Source organism: Thiothrix fructosivorans, from assembly GCF_017349355.1.
Taxonomy (GTDB): Bacteria; Pseudomonadota; Gammaproteobacteria; order Thiotrichales; family Thiotrichaceae; genus Thiothrix; species Thiothrix fructosivorans.
Genome location: NZ_JAFMPM010000008.1, coordinates 1392601 through 1415048 on the forward strand (window position 1 = coordinate 1392601; position 22448 = coordinate 1415048).

Annotated in this window: 19 protein-coding genes and 1 CRISPR repeat array; of the genes, 11 read left to right on the forward strand and 8 right to left on the reverse strand. The window is 51.7% G+C overall.

Features of this window, described 5'->3' with window-relative positions:
- Positions 1 to 686 precede the first annotated feature (686 nt).
- From J1836_RS20930 to J1836_RS20960, 11 genes are all read left to right on the forward strand, one after another.
- A complete protein-coding gene (locus tag J1836_RS20930) occupies positions 687 to 1946 on the forward strand; it encodes a tyrosine-type recombinase/integrase (protein ID WP_207253065.1) in 1260 nt (419 codons plus the stop codon).
- 16 nt (positions 1947 to 1962) lie between these two features.
- Entirely contained in the window at positions 1963 to 2499 is a 537-nt protein-coding gene (locus J1836_RS20935; protein WP_207253066.1) for a ProQ/FINO family protein, read from the forward strand.
- 1 nt (position 2500) lies between these two features.
- Positions 2501 to 2761: a DUF4258 domain-containing protein gene (locus J1836_RS20940; protein ID WP_207253067.1), complete on the forward strand. Its 261-nt coding sequence runs from the start codon at positions 2501 to 2503 to the stop codon at positions 2759 to 2761.
- A complete protein-coding gene (locus J1836_RS20945; RefSeq protein WP_207253068.1) occupies positions 2758 to 2955 on the forward strand; it encodes a DUF2283 domain-containing protein in 198 nt (65 codons plus the stop codon). The genes J1836_RS20940 and J1836_RS20945 overlap by 4 nt, the downstream gene beginning before the upstream one ends.
- 226 nt (positions 2956 to 3181) lie before the next feature.
- Positions 3182 to 4354: an RNA-guided endonuclease InsQ/TnpB family protein gene (locus tag J1836_RS20950; RefSeq protein WP_242632948.1), complete on the forward strand. Its 1173-nt coding sequence runs from the start codon at positions 3182 to 3184 to the stop codon at positions 4352 to 4354.
- A 577-nt stretch (positions 4355 to 4931) separates the two neighbouring features.
- On the forward strand, positions 4932 to 5573 hold the full coding sequence (locus J1836_RS22065) for a reverse transcriptase N-terminal domain-containing protein (RefSeq protein ID WP_242632949.1): 642 nt from the start codon (positions 4932 to 4934) through the stop codon (positions 5571 to 5573).
- A gap of 291 nt (positions 5574 to 5864) precedes the next feature.
- On the forward strand, positions 5865 to 6110 hold the full coding sequence (locus J1836_RS22070; protein WP_242632980.1) for a hypothetical protein: 246 nt from the start codon (positions 5865 to 5867) through the stop codon (positions 6108 to 6110).
- Positions 6082 to 6231 (forward strand): group II intron maturase-specific domain-containing protein, encoded by a 150-nt coding sequence (locus J1836_RS22075; RefSeq protein ID WP_242632950.1) that lies wholly within the window; start codon positions 6082 to 6084, stop codon positions 6229 to 6231. The genes J1836_RS22070 and J1836_RS22075 overlap by 29 nt, the downstream gene beginning before the upstream one ends.
- Positions 6232 to 6233: 2 nt before the next feature.
- Positions 6234 to 6464, forward strand: a complete 231-nt coding sequence (locus J1836_RS22080) for a hypothetical protein (RefSeq protein WP_242632951.1) — start codon at positions 6234 to 6236, stop codon at positions 6462 to 6464.
- Positions 6440 to 6619, forward strand: a complete 180-nt coding sequence (locus tag J1836_RS22085; RefSeq protein WP_242632952.1) for an HNH endonuclease signature motif containing protein — start codon at positions 6440 to 6442, stop codon at positions 6617 to 6619. The genes J1836_RS22080 and J1836_RS22085 overlap by 25 nt, the downstream gene beginning before the upstream one ends.
- Positions 6620 to 7332: 713 nt before the next feature.
- A complete protein-coding gene (locus J1836_RS20960; RefSeq protein ID WP_207253069.1) occupies positions 7333 to 7728 on the forward strand; it encodes a hypothetical protein in 396 nt (131 codons plus the stop codon).
- 335 nt (positions 7729 to 8063) lie between these two features.
- Here J1836_RS20960 and J1836_RS20965 read toward each other — a convergent pair whose 3' ends face one another.
- From J1836_RS20965 to J1836_RS21000, 8 genes are all read right to left on the reverse strand, one after another.
- Positions 8064 to 9821 carry a hypothetical protein gene (locus J1836_RS20965; RefSeq protein WP_207253070.1) on the reverse strand — a complete coding sequence of 586 codons (1758 nt, stop codon included), beginning with the start codon at positions 9819 to 9821 and terminating at the stop codon, positions 8064 to 8066.
- A 316-nt stretch (positions 9822 to 10137) separates the two neighbouring features.
- Positions 10138 to 10629: a PIN domain-containing protein gene (locus tag J1836_RS20970; protein WP_278189519.1), complete on the reverse strand. Its 492-nt coding sequence runs from the start codon at positions 10627 to 10629 to the stop codon at positions 10138 to 10140.
- Positions 10616 to 10966 carry a type II toxin-antitoxin system prevent-host-death family antitoxin gene (locus J1836_RS20975; RefSeq protein WP_207253072.1) on the reverse strand — a complete coding sequence of 117 codons (351 nt, stop codon included), beginning with the start codon at positions 10964 to 10966 and terminating at the stop codon, positions 10616 to 10618. Before J1836_RS20975 ends, J1836_RS20970 begins: the two co-directional genes overlap by 14 nt.
- 241 nt (positions 10967 to 11207) lie before the next feature.
- Positions 11208 to 12764: a CRISPR direct-repeat array (repeat unit 35 nt; unit sequence GTCTCACAGCCTAAACGGCATCCCGCCCCTGCAAC).
- Between the two features lie 214 nt (positions 12765 to 12978).
- Positions 12979 to 15627, reverse strand: a complete 2649-nt coding sequence (gene cas1, locus J1836_RS20980) for a CRISPR-associated endonuclease Cas1 (protein WP_207253073.1) — start codon at positions 15625 to 15627, stop codon at positions 12979 to 12981.
- Positions 15628 to 15638: 11 nt separating this feature from the next.
- Positions 15639 to 17573, reverse strand: a complete 1935-nt coding sequence (locus tag J1836_RS20985; protein WP_207253074.1) for a TIGR03986 family type III CRISPR-associated RAMP protein — start codon at positions 17571 to 17573, stop codon at positions 15639 to 15641.
- Complete coding sequence (locus tag J1836_RS20990; protein ID WP_207253075.1) at positions 17570 to 18994, reverse strand: RAMP superfamily CRISPR-associated protein; 1425 nt, start codon at positions 18992 to 18994, stop codon at positions 17570 to 17572. Before J1836_RS20990 ends, J1836_RS20985 begins: the two co-directional genes overlap by 4 nt.
- Positions 18991 to 20799: a hypothetical protein gene (locus tag J1836_RS20995; protein WP_207253076.1), complete on the reverse strand. Its 1809-nt coding sequence runs from the start codon at positions 20797 to 20799 to the stop codon at positions 18991 to 18993. Before J1836_RS20995 ends, J1836_RS20990 begins: the two co-directional genes overlap by 4 nt.
- The gene (locus J1836_RS21000) at positions 20796 to 22442 is read right to left on the reverse strand and encodes a hypothetical protein (RefSeq protein ID WP_207253077.1); all 1647 of its coding nucleotides are present in this window, start codon (positions 22440 to 22442) and stop codon (positions 20796 to 20798) included. Before J1836_RS21000 ends, J1836_RS20995 begins: the two co-directional genes overlap by 4 nt.
- Between the last annotated feature and the right edge of the window lie 6 nt (positions 22443 to 22448).

A 22448-nucleotide genomic window follows, 5' to 3' on the forward strand; every position in this document is an offset into this window, starting at 1 on the left:
TGGCGTTCTATGGGTCAAGAAAACTCTACTGGCATAGCACCTACGGATTGATTGAAGTAAACGAACGGCTGTTTCGTCAGGGTTCGTGCCTAAACGTTAGAAAGTTGGAAAGTTAGACTTATTATTCAATCTAGGTATTTGTTAGCGGATGTCAATGCTTCGCCGCTTTTTTCCACAAGTCGCATGGCTACATTCCGTTAACTGAAGGAGTCAATGTCATTGGGGAAAAGGTGTTCAACGGTTTAGGAGTATGAAGATTTGCTGTATTGATGCGAAGTAGCAACCAGTACTGGCAAGTAGGGGGAAGATGAAGGCATACTGCCTACTGAGGTTCAAAACCTTTTAGGTGGCACAGTAGGCAAAACGGTAGCACGGATTTTTTAATGTCAGTTCGGATGTCGTGGATAGTTCTGCTAACCAACTGATTTAATTGGTGCCCGGAGCCGGACTCGAACCGGCACGCTGTTACCAGCGAGAGATTTTAAGAGTGAGAGATCAACAGACTCATTTTACCGAAACGCGACCCCGCAACCCTTGCGTTTAGCGACTCAGAAAGCCGCGCAAGCCCTCGCACCCCCTCAGAACCTTACTATCAACCATGACCCCGCTATCAGGGCAAACATGACCCCGTAGCGGGGCATCTGCTACCATCAAAACCGCCAATATGACACCGGATGGGGTAGGGGATGACCAAGAAACTAAACTTCAACAAGGCAGTGCTCGAAGCACTCGAACTGCCCACCGTTGGGCGGTTGTATGTGTACGACACCAAAGTCGACGGATTGCTGCTGATGCTCACCAAAGCGGGAACGCGTTCCTTTCAAATCAGAAAATTCCTGAATGGCAAGGCGGCGCGGGTAACGTTGGGCGGATTCCCCCACATGACCGTGGTACAGGCGCGGGAAAGAGCACTCAGGGAATTGTCCCTGATAGCAACCACCCGCCAGACCAGCACGCAGCAGAAAGCAGAGATCCGCCAATACGACAGCCTGACACTGGGAAAAGCCTTTCAGGACTACCTCAAATCGCACAAGAATCTAAAGACATCGACCGTCAGCGACTACGAACGCGCCGTGCGTGTCGGTTTCCCTGACTGGCAAGAACTGCCCCTGACAAAAATCACGCGGGATATGGTCGAAGCACGCCACCGCGAACGCAGCGACCAATCAGCGGCACGGGCAAACAATGAAATGCGCGTGCTGAGGTGCATCTTCAACTATGCTGCTGAGGAATATTTTGATGCAGCGGGTAAACCGATCATCACCGCCAACCCCGTCAAGCGACTCTCACACAGCCGCGCATGGAATAGGGTAGAGCGCAGACAGACCATTATCAAAAATGACGAACTGCCCAACTGGTTTGCAGCCGTTGACACCCTGCCCGAATGGTACGGCGGCGCGTTGGCAAGCAAAGCACGCACCTATTTTCTGTTGACCCTTTTCAGCGGCTACCGTCGCAGCGAGTCGGGCAACCTGTTGTGGGAAAATGTCGACCTGAAAAACAATACCATCCGCATCGAAGACACCAAAAACCACCACAACCACGTGTTACCCCTCACCACCTTCACACGCGAATTGCTCACCCAGTGGCAAGCGTGGACAGGGCAGGGCAGCGGCTTAGTATTCCGTGCCACGGACAACACCTCACCGCTTTTCAGTGTGGAGGAAGTCATCAAAGCCATTCGCACCCGCACCGGCATTCAGTGGACAATGCACGACCTGAGACGCACCTTCACCACCACGGCGGAAAATAACGGTGTACAGGGCTACACCCTCAAACGCTTGATCAATCACAAAACCGGCGCGGCGGATGTAACAGGCGGCTACATTGTTACCGACCTCGAAAGCCTCCGTGAACCCATGCAAATCATCACCGATAGGCTACTCACCCTCACATCGGCTAAACTCACCCCATCCAAGACCGCAGCAGCGGCAATCAATACCTGACACAGGAAGTTTGGACATGACCGACACCCCCAAGAAAACCCTAAGCATCACCCGCAAGCCTGCCGACACTGGCGCGGTAAATTCTCCATCTGGCACAATCCAGCGCACGGGCAAGCGCATTATCCGCCGTGAAGACCTGCCACAAGTGCAGCGCGTGCCACCACCCAAACCCAAAGCACCCAGCAACAAAACCAAACCCAAAAAGCCACCGCGCAAACCTGCCCCAAAAAAGCAGGTAACACCGCCATCCGATCTGCGAATGCAGGAACTCGACGCACGCCTCAACGGTTTTCGTGTTTGGGTGATGTATCAACCGCTCTCCGTTGGCATCGAAAAGGAGATTTTCCGGCTGATCAATGATGAATCGTTTTCCGCATCCAAGCGCGTCGTACAGAAAGTGCTGAGGATGCACACCCACCACGGGCTATACCTGCAAGCCATCCAGCACGGTGGTGCTCGCTACACACTGGACGGCGTAGAGCAGGGCGACGTGACCGAGTACCAACGCCAGTACGCAACCGAAACCCTCACCAAACGACTACAAGGAAAGTAAAATGGAATGGCATAGTCAACGATTCAATAAGCGCGTGATACTCACCCACCATGCTGATGAGCGCATCGAAGCGCGGCGTATCAGCCAGAGCGAAATGGAAACGCTAGTGGAGCAGGGCGAACTACTCTATAAAGATTCAGAACATCTATGGATATTCAAGGCGTTGGAAGGCAGAACCGATAATTTGATATGCGCGGCGGCAATAGAGCGCAATGCGCTAATCATCAAAACCGTGATGACTAACTGGGAGAAAACACCATGAAAGCAATTTACCATCAAGATGACGATATTCTCGTCCTGCGATTCAGCGACGAACTGCCAGCGCGGGAAGTGTCACAAGGCTGGAATGTGAATATCAGCTACACCGCACGCGGCGATATTGTCGAAATCGTGGTACTGGAAGCCAAAGAATCAGGTCTGTATCCAGTGTTCACAGAATACCAACAAGCCGCTTGAGCGTACAGCATGAAAAAACACTATAGACTTTAGCGGCGGGGTACGTATCGCAGCTATCAAAGCCAGTAAAGGGTTTGAAGCAGCTACCACAAAACCCACCCAAACTTCTCCAATCTTTGTCATTTTGGAGAAGTTGTAAGGCACAGACTACCGTTCATCTGTCGATAGCAACATCAAAAACACCCACCCCTAGACACAAAACCTGCTGTATTGCATCCTATCCCTCATGATTATCAGCCACAAAATCCGCCTAGACCCCAACAATAAACAAGCCACGTACTTGGCGAAAGCCGCAGGTACAGCTCGGTTTGCTTACAACTGGGCGTTGGCGGAATGGCAAACCCAATACGCCGCGAGGAAAGACGACAATACCCAGCCCAAACCCAATCAAATGAGCTTGCGCCGCCAATTGAACGCCATCAAGCGTGAACAATTCCCGTGGATGCTCGAAGTCACCAAAAACGCTCCACAAATGGCGATTATCCAACTGGGGCAAGCGTTCAACAACTTTTTTGCCGGACGTGCCCAGTACCCGCAGTTCAAAAAGAAAGGCAAGAGCCGTGACAGTTTCACCCTCACCAACGATCAATTTTCGCTTGATGCTTCCCGCATCCGCATTCCCAACCTTGGGTTAGTACGGATGCGGGAAACGTTACGCTTTTTCGGCAAAATTCTTTCTGCCACGATTTCCCGCACCGCTGACCAGTGGTTCGCCAGCATCACCGTGGATACGGATCAAAATTCGCTCCCGCCTGCCGAAAACCAAAGCACGGTGGGGGTGGATTTGGGCGTATCCGCACTGGCAACGCTGTCAACGGGGGAAAAAGTGGTCGGGGCGAAGCCGCATAAAGCCTTGCTTTCACGCCTAAAACGGCTGTCCCGCAGCCTGTCGCGCAAGGTCAAAGGCAGTGCCAACCGCCACAAAGCAAAACAGAAGTTGGCAAAGCTTCACGCCAAGATAGCCAACATCCGTCAAGACAGTTTGCACCAACTCACTACGGATTTAACCCGCCGTTTCCACACCATCGGCATTGAAGACTTGAACGTATCGGGCATGGTGAAAAATCGCCATTTATCCCGTGCCATCAGTGATATGGGGTTTTTCGAGTTTCGCCGTCAACTGGCATACAAGGCGGGAATGCGGGGTGCGGTGGTCGTGGTGGCTGATCGGTTTTTTGCCTCCAGCAAGACTTGTTCTGCCCCCGACTGTGGGCATAAAGTGGACAAATTACCACTATCGGTACGCGAATGGACTTGCCCCGTTTGTGGCGCAGTTCATGACCGTGACGTAAACGCTGCCAAGAATTTGCAAGAGTATGCTTCGGCTACGCTCAGCAACCACGCCGTGAGTTCCACGGTGTCTGCCTGTGGAGGGTGCGACCTGATGCCTCTTAAGTGATTGTTTCATTTGTCAAAAGCAAAAGAGAAACCTGGTGTTTCGCCACCAGTAGCCTACTGACCCATGCGGTGCTGGTAACGGTGCGGTGTGAAGCGGTCAGGACAAAGTAACCTGCCATAAGGCGGCGTAGGTTTCGTGAGGAAACACGCTATCTGTAAGCATCAATGCGGATGGGAGCTAGGCTTGATGGTATGACTAACGAAAGTGAACTGCTGATAAACATCGTAAAGCAGAACGAGCTAAAGATGCTGACAAGCTTGAGCCAAAAGGCAAATGGCTGGTTAATCCCCTCCTCCATGGGATTACGCGGACACAACAGCCATCGGTGAACAGGCAGGGTCTACCCCATCATTGTCACTCAAGTGGAACAGGATAAGCCCGTATCCCCGCCAGCAATGGCAAGCCGACCGTAAGGGAAGCCGATGGGAATGCGGGTATGGGATGCCAGAAAAAGCGAATGCCACTCTGTAATGGGGTGGACAGGGGTTGAAACATCACCCTGCCCAAAAGGGTGCAGACTTCTGGCGGGTCTCTCTTTGCAGGAGAGTTTGTAGGACTTTTACAGGAGGTTGGACAAATGAACGAAGCGCAAGCCAAGTGTGCCACCCCCGATGGCGTGGTGGATTGGCACGGAATTGACCGGGCAAAAGCACATCAGGCCACCCAAAAGCTGCAAGTGCGTATTGCAAAGGCAATCCGGGAAGGGAAGCACCGCAAGGCAAAATCCTTGCAATGGCTACTGACCCACTCGTTTTACGCCAAATGCATGGCGGTCAAACGTGTCACGGAAAACAGCGGCAAAAAGACTGCCGGGGTGGACAATGAAACTTGGGACACTCCACCGGCCAAAGCCAAAGCAATAGTGGGTCTCAAACGCAGGGGCTACAAGCCCCAGCCACTGAGACGGGTATATATTCCCAAAGCAAACGGCAAGCAACGCCCGTTAGGCATCCCGACGATGAAAGACAGGGCTATGCAAGCACTTCACTTGCTTGCCCTTGAACCCATCTCGGAAACCACAGCCGACCCGAACTCATACGGGTTCAGGCCAAAACGGGGTTGCAAGGACGCAGCGGAACAGATATTCATCAGCATGGCGCAAAAAACGCAGGCAAAGTGGGTATTGGAGGCAGACATCGCCGGGTGCTTTGATAACATTAGCCATGAATGGTTGCTCGCCAACATCCCTACGGATCGGCGATACTCAGGAAATGGCTGAAGGCAGGGTTCGTGTGGAAAGGGGTGCGCTCCGATACGGAAGCAGGCACTCCACAGGGCGGTATCATATCCCCCGTACTGGCAAACATGGCACTGGACGGATTGGCGGGTAAACTGGCTAAGCCTTCCCAAAAATCACTGGACGTGGCAGGGCGACCAAGGTCAATTATATCCGATATGCCGATGACTTCATCATCACGGGCACAAGCCCGGAAGTGCTGGAAGAAGCCAAACCATCACTGAACGGTTTCTGGAGGCAAGGGGACTAATCCTCTCACCGGAAAAGACCAAGGTGGTGAACATCTCAGAAGGTTTCGACTTTCTGGGCTGGAATTTCCGCAAGTTACAACGGGAAGATGATGATCAAACCTGCCAAGAAGAACGTTTAAAAAACTTCTTGGCAGGCATCAGGCAACTGATAGACAGTAATAAGACCGCCACACAGGAAAAACCTGATCCGCCTCCTCAACCCCAAAATACGGGGATGGACGGAGTACCACAAAAACCAAGTGGCAAAGGAAACATTTTCCGATGTTGATCATGCCATCTGGAAAAAGCTATGGAAATGGGCAAGACGGGCGACACCCCACAAACCCAAAATGTGGGTCAAGGCTAGTATTGGCCTCACCACAATGGGTGTAACTGGACGTTTAGGGTAAAGGTGCTGGACAGGAAAGGGAATGGGGTGTGGCTTGACCTGTTCAAGGCATCCTCTGTTCCCATTGTCCGGCATGTCAAGATTAAGGCAGATGCGAACCCCTATGACCCGGCGCAGGAAGAATACTTTGAGGAGCGGTTTCAACGCCACTTCAAGGAGGAAGCCCACGGCGCTAGGATCAAATACCTCTGGCACTCACAGGACGGCAAGTGTACCGCTTGTGGGCAAACCTGACCAAGCAAACAGGGTGGCACGTCCACCATGTTATATGGCGGGTAAAAGGGGGTACGGATGACTCGCGGAACTTGGTCTTAATGCACCCGGACTGTCACCGACAATTACACAGCCGTGTAAACCGTGGGTTGCCGACCACCCTGAAAAGTGGCTGAAGAGAGGCTTGAGCCGTATGTGGTGAAAATCACAAGTACGGTTCTTAGGGGAGGATGGTGCAGTAATGTACTGTTCTTACCCGACGGAAGGCGCTGGTCTTGAGCGCAAGCCGAAGACGAAACCAGCCCCAATGAAGCAGGAATTTAACCGCAAACTTGACCTTGGTTAAGTTTGCATAAGTTTAAAAGAACGGAAAGCGAGTATCCACAAGCGCAAGGTGCTCGTGTCACACCCTAGCGGTTTATCACGCAGTGGATTGATTAACGAAAAACATTATGAAAATATTAAATATATACAAGAACATAGGCGCATTTCCTGAGAAATTAAATCAATGACTATGAGAAGGCGTAGGTGGTAAGGCTCGCACTCCTCCTAACCTGCCGGGTTTTTGCAATTTTTTTATCTATTGCGTAGATTCGGCATATTCTAAGTGCTGTAATCACCGGTATAAGGCGATATTTCTTGAGCGCCAGGGCGTGTTATTCAAAAAACAAAAGCCTTAAAACGGCACGTAGTGTGTTATTGAGCTATGTGCGAACCCGCATTTTTAGCAAATTGACAAGAAAAACAAAACAACAAGAATTAACAAGCACAACAAACGAAACAAACCACACATTTATTAGAAAATATTTCTATTTCACAATATTGAAAATAAATCATTAGTGTGTTTTATTGGTGTTCTTATTCCTATATGACATATACGGGTTTTAAAATGTTTGAAGTCATCACCGGGTCAGAATCAGCAGAATCGACCATCACCACGCACACACAGCAGCGCGTTCAAGACGTTTTCAGCAAAGCAAAGCAGCTAAGGGCGAACAAGGCAGAACTCACCGCCATTGAACGCCAGAAACGCGAGGAAAATCCTATTGTTCTCGCAAGTGGTCGGGTAAGACTCGGAACTTTCAAGATACCGGGCATGGATGCTATCTCAAAAGAATATGAGGAAAACATACAGTCCTTAAAGTTTGATGATCTGGGCGAATGCAAAGATCATCTCGCCGCGATAAAAGAAGGAAAAACCGAATTAGAAAACCTGCTATTTGATCTTGCCCAGCAACTCAAACCACAGATGCAAGCTGTTCCGGTTATAGTATATCTGTTTTAACGCCTTCTCAAACAGGCTGCCATTCAAACTCAACTAAAAACTGACTATACTAACTGGTTAAACGTTTTAACGCCTTCTCAAACAGGCTGCCATTCAAACGGCGGATGCCGAAAATTTCCCTTTGGTTACAATGACTTGGGAGGCAATTTTTTCTATATCAAAAGGGATAGATCGCGTTAGCCCGACAAGACCATGAAAACTGTAGGGGATTGTGCGCATTGGGTACAGTTTTCTCCTCTTTTGCGGTGAAAAATCATGCAAATCTACGCTCGCTGCACGTGTTTGTATAGTAACACCTCCAGCACCTAGGGATACAGTGCTCAAACCAACAAGGCTTATGGTTTAGGTCGTTTTATCCATGCCCAGCTAATGAGGGCTACCAAAGGTAAGGCTACCAGCAGCGTCATTCCCCCTTCATGGAGGTGTTTTGCCCCCCACTGCCAGAGTGAGAGTGACGGTGTATTAAAGTCTTTAACCATATCGTTTAAGACAGGTAGTACAGCCAGATACAATGCCCCCAAGGCAAAGGCAGCACCCCAATGTGTCAGTTTGGTGCTCAATTGGCTGAGCGCGTTGCTTAAATCGCTGCTGTGGGCTTCGCGTTGAGCGTTCAGGTATTCATCCGTGCGGCTGATTTTTTCCTTGATGCGCTCGTAATGTACCTGCAAGTTCAACCCCTGCTGTTGGAGGCGGAAAATCTCTTTGCCCTGCATTTGGTCGGTCAGTTCCGGGAACCAATACTGGTTGGTAAAGCGAATGAATGCTTCGAGTTGCTCCTTGATAAGCTTGATTTTGTCTTGATCCTTCAGCAGTGTCAGGGTGGTCTCTATCATTTTGTGGTCGTAATGACGTAACGATGCCTGATAGAACAATGCTTGTACCAACATGCGGTTATACAGGTGTGGAATATGGCAGGTAGCGATACTTCGGCGGAAAAACCCACCATTTGAAACGTAGGCATTCACCCTGTCGGTGTAGAAATAGTTACTGCCAACGGCTTTCCACAAATCGAAGCATTTCCCTTGCAGATAACGGTCGGTTACTTCAGCAGTGTAGGGATAATCTTCTACCCAGCAATCAGCAACCCGGTCAGTGAAGCCTGCCAATGTATTGATCTTATGCAGGGTTTCGTCAGTGTGTTGTTTGCCTGCCAACCCGTAAGCCACGCTAATAAACATACGGTCGTCATAGAGGGCAATATTCTGTTTTAACCAAGTTTCCAACGCCGCTGCTTGCGGTTTGAAGAATTGTTGGAGCAAAAAAATAATGATGGGAGACAGGTCTTTACCCGGATGCTCCGGCATTTCCAGCTTTTTCATGGATTCATCAAAAGCGGTTTTCAATGTTTCGCCGGTCACGGAATTCAGGCACAGTTTGGCTATCTTGCTCTCATCCCCCTGTTCGGTGAAACTGCGGTAGAGCTGCCGCCCCAAGCGGGAAAAGCGTAACCACGCTTCCAGTTGTAATTTTGGATAGACATCACGATCAGGGTCATAGGGGCTGACATCTGCCAGCTTTTGTATGCTGCCTGCAAACAGGCTCACAGTCGCATCAGCTTCTTTATCCAATTCCCATGCAGGTTTTCGTTCCTCTACGGGTATTTGTTTTTCTGCCTCTGCCAGTTCGTTTCTTTTTTGTTTAACCCGCTCTTGTAGTGGTGGCAAGACTTCTGGTGTGACGGTGAATGCCAGCACATAAATACCATTGAAATACCGGAACAGTTGCACCGATTGGAAGAGGGCAGTTTGTTGTGTCAGCGGGGTTACATCTTTGTCACCATCTGCTTTGTGCAGTGTCATGCGCCAGGGCTGAATAACCTCTTGGGGCAAATACCATTCACGCATTGGCGTCAGGGTTTGCGGCGAATGCTCAGTATCTTCAGTGCCACGATCAAACAAGATATTACGCAGAATGGGGGTGAAAAAGTGAAATGCCTGTGCGTCACACTCGCTCGATGCACTGCCCGCCGGATAAGTTTTACGGGTGGCTTCTGGCTTGAACTCGTCGGGTAAGCCGATCAGCGGCAAGAAAAACGTGCAGTGGTAATGATCCAGCAGCAGGGTTTTGAGTTCATCGTTGGAAGGTGCAGACATAAGAGGCATCCGATAGCGGCAAAAGTGGGATAATGCCACATCCCACTTGACTAATCACTGCTCTGTTTTTTCATCAGTCCTGAACGACGAAACCCCTCACGGGGAGGGGCTTCGCCTTCGGTATCGTTTGTCAGATACCCAGTATTTTATCCATTTCGGCGGCTGATTGCCGCATCTCTTTCTTCAAGGATGCGATCTCTGACGGTTTGAGACGGTTTGTAATTGGAAAGATAACGCGCCTCGCTTTCCGTGAGCGCATCAAAACCATAACCCGTTGCTTCCCTGAAATCATTTTCAATATCACCCTATTGATGAATCACTCTCCCGCCATTGCTGCCAATTGTTCACGCAAGGCGGCTGACAAACGATAACCACAGCGAAACAAGGCATCCAGCTCCGCCCTGACATTGCCGATGTGTCCGCGCCGCTTTGCTGTGACTAGAACGATACCTGTGCCGATGATGCGCACGCCTTTTTGTTGCGCAATCACTCTGCCGCGTTGTTCGTCAATCAATAACAAATCGGCGGGAAGGTGTAGCGCAAGGGCAATGGCTTCGGCTTCACCGGGGTCTAAACGCTCTTTTAATTCGCTGACTTCAGCGGCTGGAATGGCAGCATAATCGACGGTTTCTAGCCAACCTTCCATTAGGGCTTGCTGAAGTTCAGCACCGCCCGGACGCAAACTCCCCGCCTGCAATTCAGCATAAACAGCGGGGGGTATCAGAATGTGTTGGTAGAGGTTTTTTAGCAGTGCCAGCCTGCCAATCTTGGCTAACCCTATCAATGGGCTGGCATCAGCTATGATCACAGGCAGCAAGCGCATTCTCCAATTCGCGTTCGAGTTCTTCGGGTGGGTAGTCCACGGCATCAATGCCGCTTGCGCCGAGCAGTTCGATGAAGGATGACAAATTCATGTCTGCTAGCTTTGCTGCTTGTGCCAGTGTCAATTGGCGAGATTGCACCATGTGCAGGGCGATGACGCGGTGAATGCCGTGTTGTAGCAGGTGGGCATCAAACGGAATCGCTAAGATGGAGGGTTTGCCGTGCTTGGTGATAATGCTGATATTGCCGTCGGTGGCGTGTTTGAGCAGTTCGCCGGAACGGTTACGCAAATCACGCGCTGTGTAGACTTCGACAGTTTGCATCGTAACACCTCTCGGTTGGTTGTGTGCACATAGTGTAGCACTTTTTATCGGTATGGGTATCTACACCAGTTGCGGCTTCGCCGTTTCCCCCCATCCCCGACCCTTCCCCCGCAAGGGGTGAAGGGAGCAAGAGGAAACCCCTGTGCGTTGTTAAGTGAAAAACGACACTTCTTAGCCCCTTCACCCCTTGCGGGGGAAGGGGTTGAGGATGGGGGAGAGGTTCGGAGTGAAGAAGGTGACGGTCTCACAGCCTAAACGGCATCCCGCCCCTGCAACTGATTAGTAAACTCAGTGAGGCAGATGAAGTAATGCGTCTCACAGCCTAAACGGCATCCCGCCCCTGCAACAATTCTGACACGTTCAAGGGCAAGCAAACGCAAATGTCTCACAGCCTAAACGGCATCCCGCCCCTGCAACGTGTTTTTCAATATTTTGCACTGGAGGTGCATATGTCTCACAGCCTAAACGGCATCCCGCCCCTGCAACTCTTGGTTCAAGAGGTTTTTGTAGAGAAGGCGTCTTACAGCCTAAACGGCATCCCGCCCCTGCAACGAACCCAGAGTGCGTGAAGGAAAACGGTAACTAGTCTCACAGCCTAAACGGCATCCCGCCCCTGCAACAACTCGGCGTGCAATCCACTGGCGCTGGCGTAGTGGTCTCACAGCCTAAACGGCATCCCGCCCCTGCAACAAAGCGTGGCGCACTTCGGAAACTGTGCGGTTGGTCTCACAGCCTAAACGGCATCCCGCCCCTGCAACTCAAATGGTTCGTTTGAATGGAAATTTTCTTACAGTCTCACAGCCTAAACGGCATCCCGCCCCTGCAACCCAACCGGGTTCGTCGCTTAATCCCATTCAGTACAAGTCTCACAGCCTAAACGGCATCCCGCTCCTGCAACGGATTTTTTTATGATCGATCGCAAGGAGTTTTACAAGTCTCACAGCCTAAACGGCATCCCGCCCCTGCAACACCAGCCACCAAAAACACACGCCATGCCCGGGGTCTCACAGCCTAAACGGCATACCGCCCCTGCAACCCGGTGAGGTTTACAGTTGCAATCAGTATTTGGGTCTCGCAGCCTAAACGGCATCCCGCTCCTGCAACAATATCGCAGGCAGCAATACTCTGTCTGGCAACGTAGCGTCTCACAGCCTAAACGGCCTCCCGCCCCTGCAACTCGGTGCAGTCGTGCGGCTATCAATGCGGATGTTGTCTCACAGCCTAAACGGCCTCCCGCCCCTGCAACATTGAAGCCGGAAAATTGAGTGGTGCCATTCATCGGTCTCACAGCCTAAACGGCATCCCGCCCCTGCAACAGAACTGCTATGACTGATGCATATAAACCTGGTGTCTCACAGCCTAAACGGCATCCCGCCCCTGCAACCCCGGTTCGCGTTGTTCGTCTTTCCGCGCCTGCGTCTCACAGCCTAAACGGCATCCCGCCCCTGCAACTACGAAAAATGGTACAGCTATCATCTAGTTCAAGTCTCACAGCCTAAACGGCATCCCGCCCCTGCAACCAGAAGCACCTTTGTTAGGTCGCCTTATATGGGACAATGTCTCACAGCCTAAACGGCATCCCGCCCCTGCAACGCATACCCACGAACTAAAGAAGCTTTTGAGTCGTCTCACAGCCTAAACGGCATCCCGCCCCTGCAACGGTGATAGCTGTAAAAGTAGCCCCGAAACTGATTCGTCTCACAGCCTAAACGGCATCCCGCCCCTGCAACGGATTGCAAACACGTCGCCAATGGTGATATGTTGTCTCACAGCCTAAACGGCATCCCGCCCCTGCAACAGCACCCCATTTTCCACCAATAGAATCAATGCCTTGGACGGCGATTTGGTGAACCTCAGCGGTACGGACAGAAAAGCGGTTAAACAGCATTCATTTTCACTCGTTGCAAATGCTCAAGTCATTGATCACAAAGGGTTGGTGAATCGTTTATGATTAGCGCATTACGCCACCACCAACCCCCTCACGTTACAGGAGCGGGAACAAAATTATACCATCACCGCGCCCGAAACGCATGAAAAGCCTCACCCTTCGTCACAAACCCCTTCAACGACAACGCCTGCGCCCGCAACTGATCCAACCAACTCTTCGCCGCATCATCCCCCCGCGCCGTCAGCTTGTTCTCCCAACCCTGCATCAACAACGCCAAAAACTTACGCCGCGCCGCATCGCTAATCAAACACGCCCGCTCCGGCGTATACCGAAAATCAGTCGCCACAATCTCCCCCCGTGCCACCATCGACAACGCGCTACGCTCCACCAAATGCCGGAACGGTTCCATCAAATCCGACGCCAACACCGCATGACGCCCACGCGGCTGATGGTAAAACCCCTGCCAAGGCAACAACCCCACCGTATGCACCACACTCTCCGTCAAGCTATACAACTGCGTATACCCCAACGACAACAACACATTAAACGGGTCACGCGGCGGGCGACGATTCCGCCCCTCAAACCGAAAATCCACAGGCAACACACTCGCAATCCGCGCAAAATACTCCCGCGTACTGCTCCCCTCATACCCCAGCAAACTCGCCAACGAATCCACCTTCGGCAACTTACGCAACGCCCCATTAATCACCGGCAAATCCTCCGCCAACTGCCGATGCCGCAAGGTCTCCTTCATGTGGATCAACCGCGCCTGCACCACCTCTTTGGCACACGCCAACACCTTCGCCTCATCCTGAAACGCCAGAATCTGCTGCACCCACAAACTCTGATGCTGGCTATTACGGTTATGCGTAATACACCCCTTATAATTCCCCTTACCACTCGCCAAATGGATCGGAATATCCTCATCCAACGCCGTGTGCATTGCCTGCGTCGTCACCTGATGATTCCCCAGCAGCAACACCATCTCGATACTGTTCCAGGGCAATTGCATCAGCAACTCATCCTTACGGTAAACGTGCAACTGCCCATTGGAAGTCGTCAGCACCGCCGGATCGCCCGTGACGGTCACAAAGCTCCCGGTACGTTCGCGTTGCCCGACTTCATGAATAATCACACCTGACGCTTGCTCCGCAGGGGCTGCCGCCGAACGCTGGTGCTCGACATCATCCCGCATCAGTTCCGCCAACAACGGGCTGAGTGGCGACCCCAACGGCAAACCCCGCGTCCGCGCTACGGATTCACCCGCACACACCACCTCCGCCCGCAACCAGCCAAGAATCGCCGCCACCACCGGATCGTTGTGGTAAACCGCCACCAATCGCCCGCGCAACCGTTCCAGATCAATGCTGCCGAAAAAGTCCTGAATATCGCCCTCATACACCCAACGATAGCCCTCCGCCCACGCCTGACGAATCGCCTGACCCGGATCGGTATCTCGCCCCTCACGCTGTGCCGCCAACAAAGCCCCCAAGGTATGCGCCAACACCTGCTGCACCGCCCGCTGCAACACCCGATCATACGTCGGCGCAACCGCCAACAAATGCATCCCGCCACTGGTTTTCGGCAACCAATAACCCTGTGCTACCGGTGGCTGATACGTGCCGTGCAACACCCGCTCCAAATCCGCCTGCAACTGCTCCAACGGCAACTCACTGCTGGGAATAGCTTCCTCAGCATCCGCGTCTATACTTACCGCATCATCGTCTTCATCGTCCGGCAAATACCACCGCGCCACTTCCGGCTCATCCACCAAACCATCGGGGATGTCTTGCCCCGCCTGCACATACGCCCACGCCTGACTCAGGTTCTCCTCGGTTTGCGCCAACATCAGCAAGGAACTCGCCGGAAACACCCGCCGGTAACTTTGCCCACCTTCCGCATCCACCAGCAGGTAACGACCCCACCCAAACGTGGTGCGCTGCCCCATGCCAAGGTATTGCCCCAGCACCAACAATTCCCACCACCCTAACGCCAGATTAGCAGGCAAGTGCAAGCTCAGGTGCCCACTCACCCCGCCCATGCTTTGGTACTGATGGTCAGCCCCGCGATAACCCGCTTCCAACCAGAACAGATGCGCAGCGCTGATCTCCACCGGCGGCGCTGTCGTCAACGGCATGGTTTGGGTTTCCCCGCGCCGCCGCAACAAATCCGCCACCGCCGTATGCACCCGGCTACACAACAACGCCCCGCTCAAGTCGGGCGCATCACGCACATACCGCGCTTCACCTTTGGCCTTGACGCCTTCCGCCTCACGCTGCTGCTTATCCTTGAGCAACAGGGCAGGGGAGAGCCATTGCCATTGCACCTGCTGCTTGCCTTCCCACAACGCCACTTCGGCTTGCAAGGCATCGACATCATAACAACACGCCTCCGCCAGACTGCTTACCGGGTTGCCGGTGAACATATCTTGCACCGCCTCCAGCCGCCAATTGTCCGCAAACGGCAAACCCTCGCCCTGTTTCGGCGCACTCTGCGGCAAACCCGCCAAGCCCGCCAGCAGCGCATCCAGCAACGCCTCACTCCCCGCCAGCCCCAGCAACAAGAAGCGGTAATGCTCACCCGCCCGGTAACTGACCCGCCCACTTTCCGGCGTATCAATGCGGATAAGCTGGTCATACTGATCAGGTGAACCCGCCAGAAAACGCAAAAACGCGGTCAACGCAGGCTGATGAAAAAACGCCAGCCGCGCCGTCGCAGTACAGCGCAAGGTAATCACCAAACCGCGCAGCGGCAACAGGGTGTGTAGACTCATAGCATGACCACCTAACTTGCGAGTGTTGGCAACCGCTTACCGGGGGCAACACTCTCTAAAGCCTGATGAATAGCCCGTTGGTTGCGGCTGTCATTTTTGCCAAACCACTTAAACCCTTCGCCTTCGCTATACGCCTCTTGTCCCTTGTTTGAGTCAAATGGGTAACACACTGGAATATGTGCCGGTACATTGCTGGGATTGGCAAGCCAGCGCAATTCTTTTAATGCTTTGGCATTTACAAGGCTGATGTCAGGCTGTTTTGACCATGTTTGATAACGCCCACCCTGCAAACCTAGACGTGAATAACGCTGCTGGCGATTAATCGTTTCCACATCAGCTTCAAGTTGCACATGCCCAAGACCCAAGGGCTTGCCTAGACCCAGCCGATGCACAAAGGTACTACTTGCTTCTGCGGGTTGTAACGCGGTCAACAACAAACCCAGTTCTGCTTCACTCAAATTTTCAAAGTGGACATAAAAACGCAATTCCACTTGAGCAGGAATAGGTTGGCAGCGCAGGTGCATGTGAGGACGGTAATCTTTATCCCCTGTTTCCCGTTGTGTTTCCCAGTCATTGCGTGGTAACTCAAAGAGTGAACGGGGGTGTGGCAGATACTGCTTACGTCCGTTAGGCGTGTCACTACCCAAATCAAGGTCGGTTTTGGCAACATACCGCCCATGACCACTGAAATACAGGGCAGGCGATGGCGGTTTGGGAGAGTTGAGGATTTTTAAGATAACCGCATCTTGCAACTCAATCGGCTGGGTAACAATGGCATCGGTAAAACGTACCCGTGATGCCAGATTACGCGCACCGCCGCGTTTCTTTTCATCCGGTTGGTCTTCCACAACGCCAAACAAGGCTTCGGCTGGGGTGAGGGCATCCCGCTCAGCATTCCAGGGTAGACTGTTGATCCCCGCCGTTTTCTTGAATGCCCCATGCAGATCACTGGGTATGGCCTTGCGCCAGATGGAGGAGTAGCTGATTTCTATCACTTCACCATTGGTTTCTCGGTAATACAACAAGTCGCCATCCAATACCAAAGGCTTGTCATCCTTGACTTCCCAGCCACGCGGCTGGTTAGCATAACCTTTGGGTAACATTTGCTCGGATTTGGTTGCACGATCTTTGGGATCTTTAATCGTGGCGTATAGTGTGCGCAGAATCGTTTCCAACACTGTTACCACATTGGACTTGATGGGTAACAGTTTGCCATCATCAATCTTGCCATCCCACGGCAGGTAATATTCACGCCGTTTGCCCAGTTGTTTGTTTTCACCGCGTATGTAGTAAATACCTGCTGCGTGCGAACCATAGCTATGGGATTGGCTATTGTGATGACGCTGATAGCAAGCCTGTTTTTTCAGAAATTGGGTTTCTTTCTGCCAGCGTTGGCGGCATTCCGCATTATCGCCTTTATCCAGATAATCACCGACTGGGATAGCTTTGTTGTCTTCATCTGCCAATGGGTAAATGGCAAAATGACCATCAGCTTGTTTGCATAGCAAGCCAAGCTTTTTCAGGGGAGCATCTTCAATGCCCGCATTTTCAGCTTGTGCGGCTTTCCTGACCGAGTATTCCCCATTTTCCGCTTGTATCAGCACCCGCAAGCTGGATTGGCTGATGGTTTCGGCGATATTACCTACCATCCCTCGCAGACTGTTGCCGGGAATCGCTGGATTACCATCACGGTCACGGTAGGGTGTGACACTGCCCGGAACTCCCTTGTCTTTATTACTCGCCTGTTGTTCAGCACCCACCACCAGCGGACTGAGTGTTTTCAGTGTGCAGGTGATACGCCCAGACAACCCATCCTTATGCCAGTAATCGTGACGGATGAAACGGTTTTCGACCCGTTCCAACCCATCCAGTGTTTTCCACTCATCGGTTTTGGTTTTACGGGTGTCGACCCGGATAAACTGATAAGGGTGATGGAATTCTGTCATGCTGCTTGCTCCTGTGTCATCACGCCCAATTGTTGCAACAACTCGTTTTCCCATTGCTGCAAGGTCTCATCGTCTAGCTTTGTCAGCCAAGCATTCCAGCCGCCGTGTTCAGATACCAACCGTACCCGCCCATAGCCCTTGCTTTTGCCCCAGCCCAGCACTAAATCACCTTCTTGTGCATCCCGCCATGCAAACAGTAATAGCAACTGCATCCAGCCGGTTAGCTTGTCTTTGCGGTAAGCGATGCGCCCGCTGAACATTTCCCTGACCCACAATGCCCTGACTTTATACAAAGCTGAATCTTTGACCCCACCTGTGAAACGATCAACCGCATTGAAGGTTTGCCAGTGTTTATCATCTTCGGTAAACGCTACTGTCGCATCGTAAAAACGCACATGCCCTTCACCATCAGTGCTGCCAAACAGTTGTTTAAGCAATACGTCTACGTCTTCTGCTTTCTTACTGCTGGTATCTTGCGCCAGCGTGAGCAGAATGCGGCGACAATGCGCACGGAACCAGCCTTTGAGGGTAGAGCCGGGAACAAGTGCTTGCTTGCCCCGCACCATGAAAGCATGGTTGGGCAGGCGTTTCCTGTCTTCCGCATCATCCGTGGAATACTTCTTGAGTACATCTGAGTCATGTGGGTTGTTAATCAGTATCGGCGACTCAGGCTGCAAGCCAAAGGTTTCCTCTACCCATTCGCCACTGCGAATACCCGTTACCGTTAGAGTCGCAAGGTTATCCAGTGGAATGGGTTTGAAGCTGCTAGTGAGTGGTGTAGCATTTGGTCTGCCAACCCAAGAACAGAAATCAACCTCACTCAGCCCCAGCACACTAACGGATTTCCAGCGCAGGCAACCCTGACCACTGCTTTTGCCTTTGCCTAATTGTCCACTAGGTTGTTCGCCAAAGGATTGCAACGCGAGCAGCAGCGTAGCAATGTCTTGCTCCGTGATTGGGGTGCGTTGGTTGCCTTCCAGCATGATTTCTACGTCAAACACACTGCCAACCGGAACAGCTTCGTGAGTGGCAAGGTGGTGGCGTTTAGCTGTGCCGCTGACAGCATCAATACTGGTTCGACTGATCTTTGCCCTGTCTCCACCTGATGTTTTGAGTCGGGCATCATATACCCGCACAACGCCTGCTTGCCCTTGTGCAATAGCATCGCTTGCTTGCCGTGCATCTCCAAACAAGAAAGCACGGGTATTGTCGTCCACACTCAGGCTGCGCAAATAACCACGCAGTGTTGAAGCAGGGATATAAGGTTTTTTGTCTACATCCAGTAACAACGTATTGAATGAAAAGATTTCTTCCTTGTCTGTGGGAGTAGCACGGGTATATGTAGCCTCATCCCCCGTACCAATGTGCAGTTCTGAACAGGTAGTGAGGGTTCCGCTAAGGGTTACACGACGATAGCTCATGCGTTGTCACCTCCGTTTTGCAATGGGCGTTCTGTTTGAGCAGACCAGTTGACACAAATTTCCCCGAAACCGTGTTCAGGTAGATAGGGGGTATCTTTCCACGTTACAGGCTGATCCTTTGCTTCTGTATGGGTAGGTAAACCTGTCCGCATCCATTGTTGAAGTTTCTCCAGACCTGCATTGGTTTCCACGGTTAGGACAAACACACTTCCGGCAACCGTCAACCATTCCGGGGCATAAGCATCCCGATTCTGGAAATGTCGGTGCTGATAGGCTCCACCCCGGCGTTTTTGTTGAGCAAAATGGCGTTGTAAGCTCAAGCCATTCCCTGCAACGTTTTCCCAATAAGCCGCATACAAGGAATGCAGGATACTGTCTGATTGCGTTCCATCTCTCCATTGATTCGCCAACACCTGTTCGAGATGTGCAGGCAACAAAAGGGCATCACTCATCAGTGTGACTATTGCTGTCTCACCGACTTGTGGTGTTGCTCCATGTGGTGTGGCAAATGCTTGCGGGTAAACGTCCACTTGTGCATAAGCTTTGGTTTTGCCTATACCGTCCAACCCTTGTTGCAAGCAAGCCACCAAGTTTTTCAGCACTTGCGGGCGGCGTTCATCAGCAACCAAGCTCAAATCAACATTGCCGTACCAAGCAAAATCATGCGGGTCAACACACTCCACACTAAATAGGCGACCTTCTTCAGCCGTACCACTGTCACGGGAAATTTCTGTCCTAACCAGTAGCAAACGTTCAGGGCTGGCTAGGCTGAGACCACAGTCTTCGCTTGCCTTACTCCATTGCGCATCTTTCCAGTCTGGTTGGAAAGCAGGGATGTCTTGCCAGAGAAAATGTTGCGGGTTATCCAAACCCGACATATCCACCAGCTTATCTTGATAAAACGCAAGGCTCAACGGTAGCGGTGGTTGACGTGTTGCGGTTTTGGCAGGCAGGGCATGGCTAAAGACCAGTTGGTCAAAGCACAAAGCATCCTCTCGCGCTTGTTCGCTGGCATATTGGTTAGCGATGACCGCTTTGATCACATTGCCACTGATGAAATCGTCAGACACGACCCGGTTGCTGTCCGGTGTGCGCGGTTTACCAATACAGAAGGGGCGATCCAAGTGAAGGCTGATACCGAAGCGAACAGTATTTGCCGGTAATGAGAGGGGCGTTTTCTTTCCAGTCGCAGTCATTGATGCTGGTTTGAGTTCGGCTTTCAATAACCGACCATAACCAATACCTTTCAGACTTCCCATTGCCGGGATAAAGCTAAGCGTTTTGTTAATCCATTTCTCGAATCGTTGGCGTTCTTCCGGATCTTTGAACGTGGCGCGTAATTTTCCGCTAAATACGGGTTTAGTTCCTGTGGGGAAACAATCTTCAATCGTCTGCAACGCACCCGATTCGACACTTCCCTGTTCACCCAATTGAATACGGGTGCGATGCCCACCTTGAAAATCCTTGTCTTGCAACAGCCAGAACAGATCAAAACGAACATTACCCCGCTGTGGTTCCATGTTGCTTTCACTGGATGCTTGCCCAAACCAGTCCAAACTGGCATTGAGCAGAGACTGACTTTTGTTCTCTGGCAAGGCTTCGACAAGCTGCCCCAAATAATCGCGGATATTTCCCCGAACCAGACTGCCATTGATAGCGGGTTGTTCACGGTAACGCTGCATAGCCGTGTCCACGCCAAGCCTGAGCGTACCAGACTGTTGTGACAGCAATGGCCCGGCAAATGTCAGGCGTAATTCGTACACAATGTTTTGGACAGGGTTTGTCTTGGGTTTTTTATTACTCATGGCTTAGCCCCCTTGGCAGGTATTAGGTAGTCCCACAATTCCAATAAATGTAACCAGCACCAAGCGCGTTCTTTCGCCTCATCCATGTCCAAGGCAAACAACTGTTCAATCATGACAGGAAGCTCTTGCTCGACGGTTGTCCTGTTTGCACCGTCCAAGGTACGCAGCATCTGGAACTCTGCCTGTTCCTGAAGACTGGCTTCTTGGATGGTTTCTTGCGTGGCATCACATAAGCCATTCCAATCCAGCGTTCCCTGTGGTTCGTTACTATTAAACGTGTCAACGATGCGGTAAAGCTGGCGAATCGGTAACATGCCATCCCCCAATAAACGGTGCAAACTGGCTTCGGCTACCTGCCAATTTGGAGCGGATGGGTGTCCTGCTGGGCGTGATTGCTGGAGAGCCGTACCGTAGCGCTTTCCAAAATAAGCATCCAGATCGTCACGGGTCGGGTAATCAACCGATTCCAGCACCAGATAATCCCAGCCATCTTTGTCCCGCCCGTACTTGTCCTTTACCCGTTCTGCCAATTTGCGGGCAAGGTTTTGGATAATACGTATCGGGGTTTTCGCTTTGCAGAATACAATTCCCGCTGCATGGGTGAATTGCTCTTGCTGCTGGTCATCCAGCTCCCATAAACGGGTATGTGTAAAGAACTGTTGCAAAAAGCTGGTTCCTAACCATGCGGGTAAGACAAACAGCATTTCATCGCCGCCCCAGAGTAATGTTTCCAGACGAATTGCGGGAAAGTTGCCACCACCGTCTTCTTCATCTTCACTGAAACGTGTCACTGCATCGGGTAATTTGCCGTCCAGCATTTTGGTTATGATGTCCTCCAAGAACTGGTTGCGCCAAGTCTGGATACAATCATCAAAGGCTTGCTGTGCGGCAATACCATCCTGTCCCGCACCAATCGCTTTTTGTAGGTAGCTGTCTTGACGTTTGCCGAAGCCATTCCCATCAATATAGATGACAGCCATTTTGCCATTGAGATTGCCGTAGGCTGGGTTTTCACAGAGTGTTTCAATATCAGGCACAAAACGGTACTTCGCCAGCCTGTTTTGCAAGTCATCGCTCAATCCATTGAGGTAATAACTCTGTTTCTGCTGCCGCCCGTATTCACGGCGTTGGAAAACGGACAGGGATAAGTGGCGTTTGGGCTTATCCAGCGTCGCTTGGACTTTGCGTTGTGTACGGTTAGCCGCAATACGGATACCTTCCAGTTCGCATGGCTCATCCCGGCTGGTGTGTTTGCCTTCAAATACATCAGGGGTAAGTGTCAAAGCGCGTAACTGGCGGAAATGCAATTGCGCCCATAGCTGCCGTTTGGCTTGCAAGATGTCCCCAGCTTGACAATGTTCCACCAGAAAAGTCAGGTGGCGAAACTGCGGATGTGTCCGCAAGCTCTGCGTCACAGCTTCGGCAATACCCTCGATAGCTTTCGTTGAAGCCATTTTCAGGCAGAATAAGCCGGACGATGCCCCCGTGGAAACCGCTTCCAGATCAGCCGCAAACTCTTTTTGGATATGCGTGACCGCATCCTTATACAAAAAGCTGCTGCCACGAATCACACTGAGTTGGTCAGTGTCGTAGATATTGGCGTAAAGGTTGACCCCTTCCACCAACAGAAAATGATGCCCCATAACGTT

Excerpts from the sequence above, each read along its gene's own strand:
- J1836_RS20930 (WP_207253065.1), top strand. The coding sequence starts at position 687 with ATGACCAAGAAACTAAACTTCAACAAGGCAGTGCTCGAAGCACTCGAA.
- J1836_RS20940 (WP_207253067.1), top strand. The coding sequence starts at position 2,501 with ATGGAATGGCATAGTCAACGATTCAATAAGCGCGTGATACTCACCCAC.
- J1836_RS20975 (WP_207253072.1), bottom strand. The coding sequence starts at position 10,966 with ATGCAAACTGTCGAAGTCTACACAGCGCGTGATTTGCGTAACCGTTCC.
- J1836_RS22065 (WP_242632949.1), top strand. The coding sequence starts at position 4,932 with ATGAACGAAGCGCAAGCCAAGTGTGCCACCCCCGATGGCGTGGTGGAT.
- J1836_RS20950 (WP_242632948.1), top strand. The coding sequence starts at position 3,182 with ATGATTATCAGCCACAAAATCCGCCTAGACCCCAACAATAAACAAGCC.
- J1836_RS20945 (WP_207253068.1), top strand. The coding sequence starts at position 2,758 with ATGAAAGCAATTTACCATCAAGATGACGATATTCTCGTCCTGCGATTC.
- J1836_RS21000 (WP_207253077.1), bottom strand. The coding sequence starts at position 22,442 with ATGGGGCATCATTTTCTGTTGGTGGAAGGGGTCAACCTTTACGCCAAT.
- J1836_RS20995 (WP_207253076.1), bottom strand. The coding sequence starts at position 20,799 with ATGAGTAATAAAAAACCCAAGACAAACCCTGTCCAAAACATTGTGTAC.
- J1836_RS20965 (WP_207253070.1), bottom strand. The coding sequence starts at position 9,821 with ATGTCTGCACCTTCCAACGATGAACTCAAAACCCTGCTGCTGGATCAT.
- J1836_RS20990 (WP_207253075.1), bottom strand. The coding sequence starts at position 18,994 with ATGAGCTATCGTCGTGTAACCCTTAGCGGAACCCTCACTACCTGTTCA.
- J1836_RS20935 (WP_207253066.1), top strand. The coding sequence starts at position 1,963 with ATGACCGACACCCCCAAGAAAACCCTAAGCATCACCCGCAAGCCTGCC.
- J1836_RS20960 (WP_207253069.1), top strand. The coding sequence starts at position 7,333 with ATGTTTGAAGTCATCACCGGGTCAGAATCAGCAGAATCGACCATCACC.
- J1836_RS20985 (WP_207253074.1), bottom strand. The coding sequence starts at position 17,573 with ATGACAGAATTCCATCACCCTTATCAGTTTATCCGGGTCGACACCCGT.
- cas1 (WP_207253073.1), bottom strand. The coding sequence starts at position 15,627 with ATGAGTCTACACACCCTGTTGCCGCTGCGCGGTTTGGTGATTACCTTG.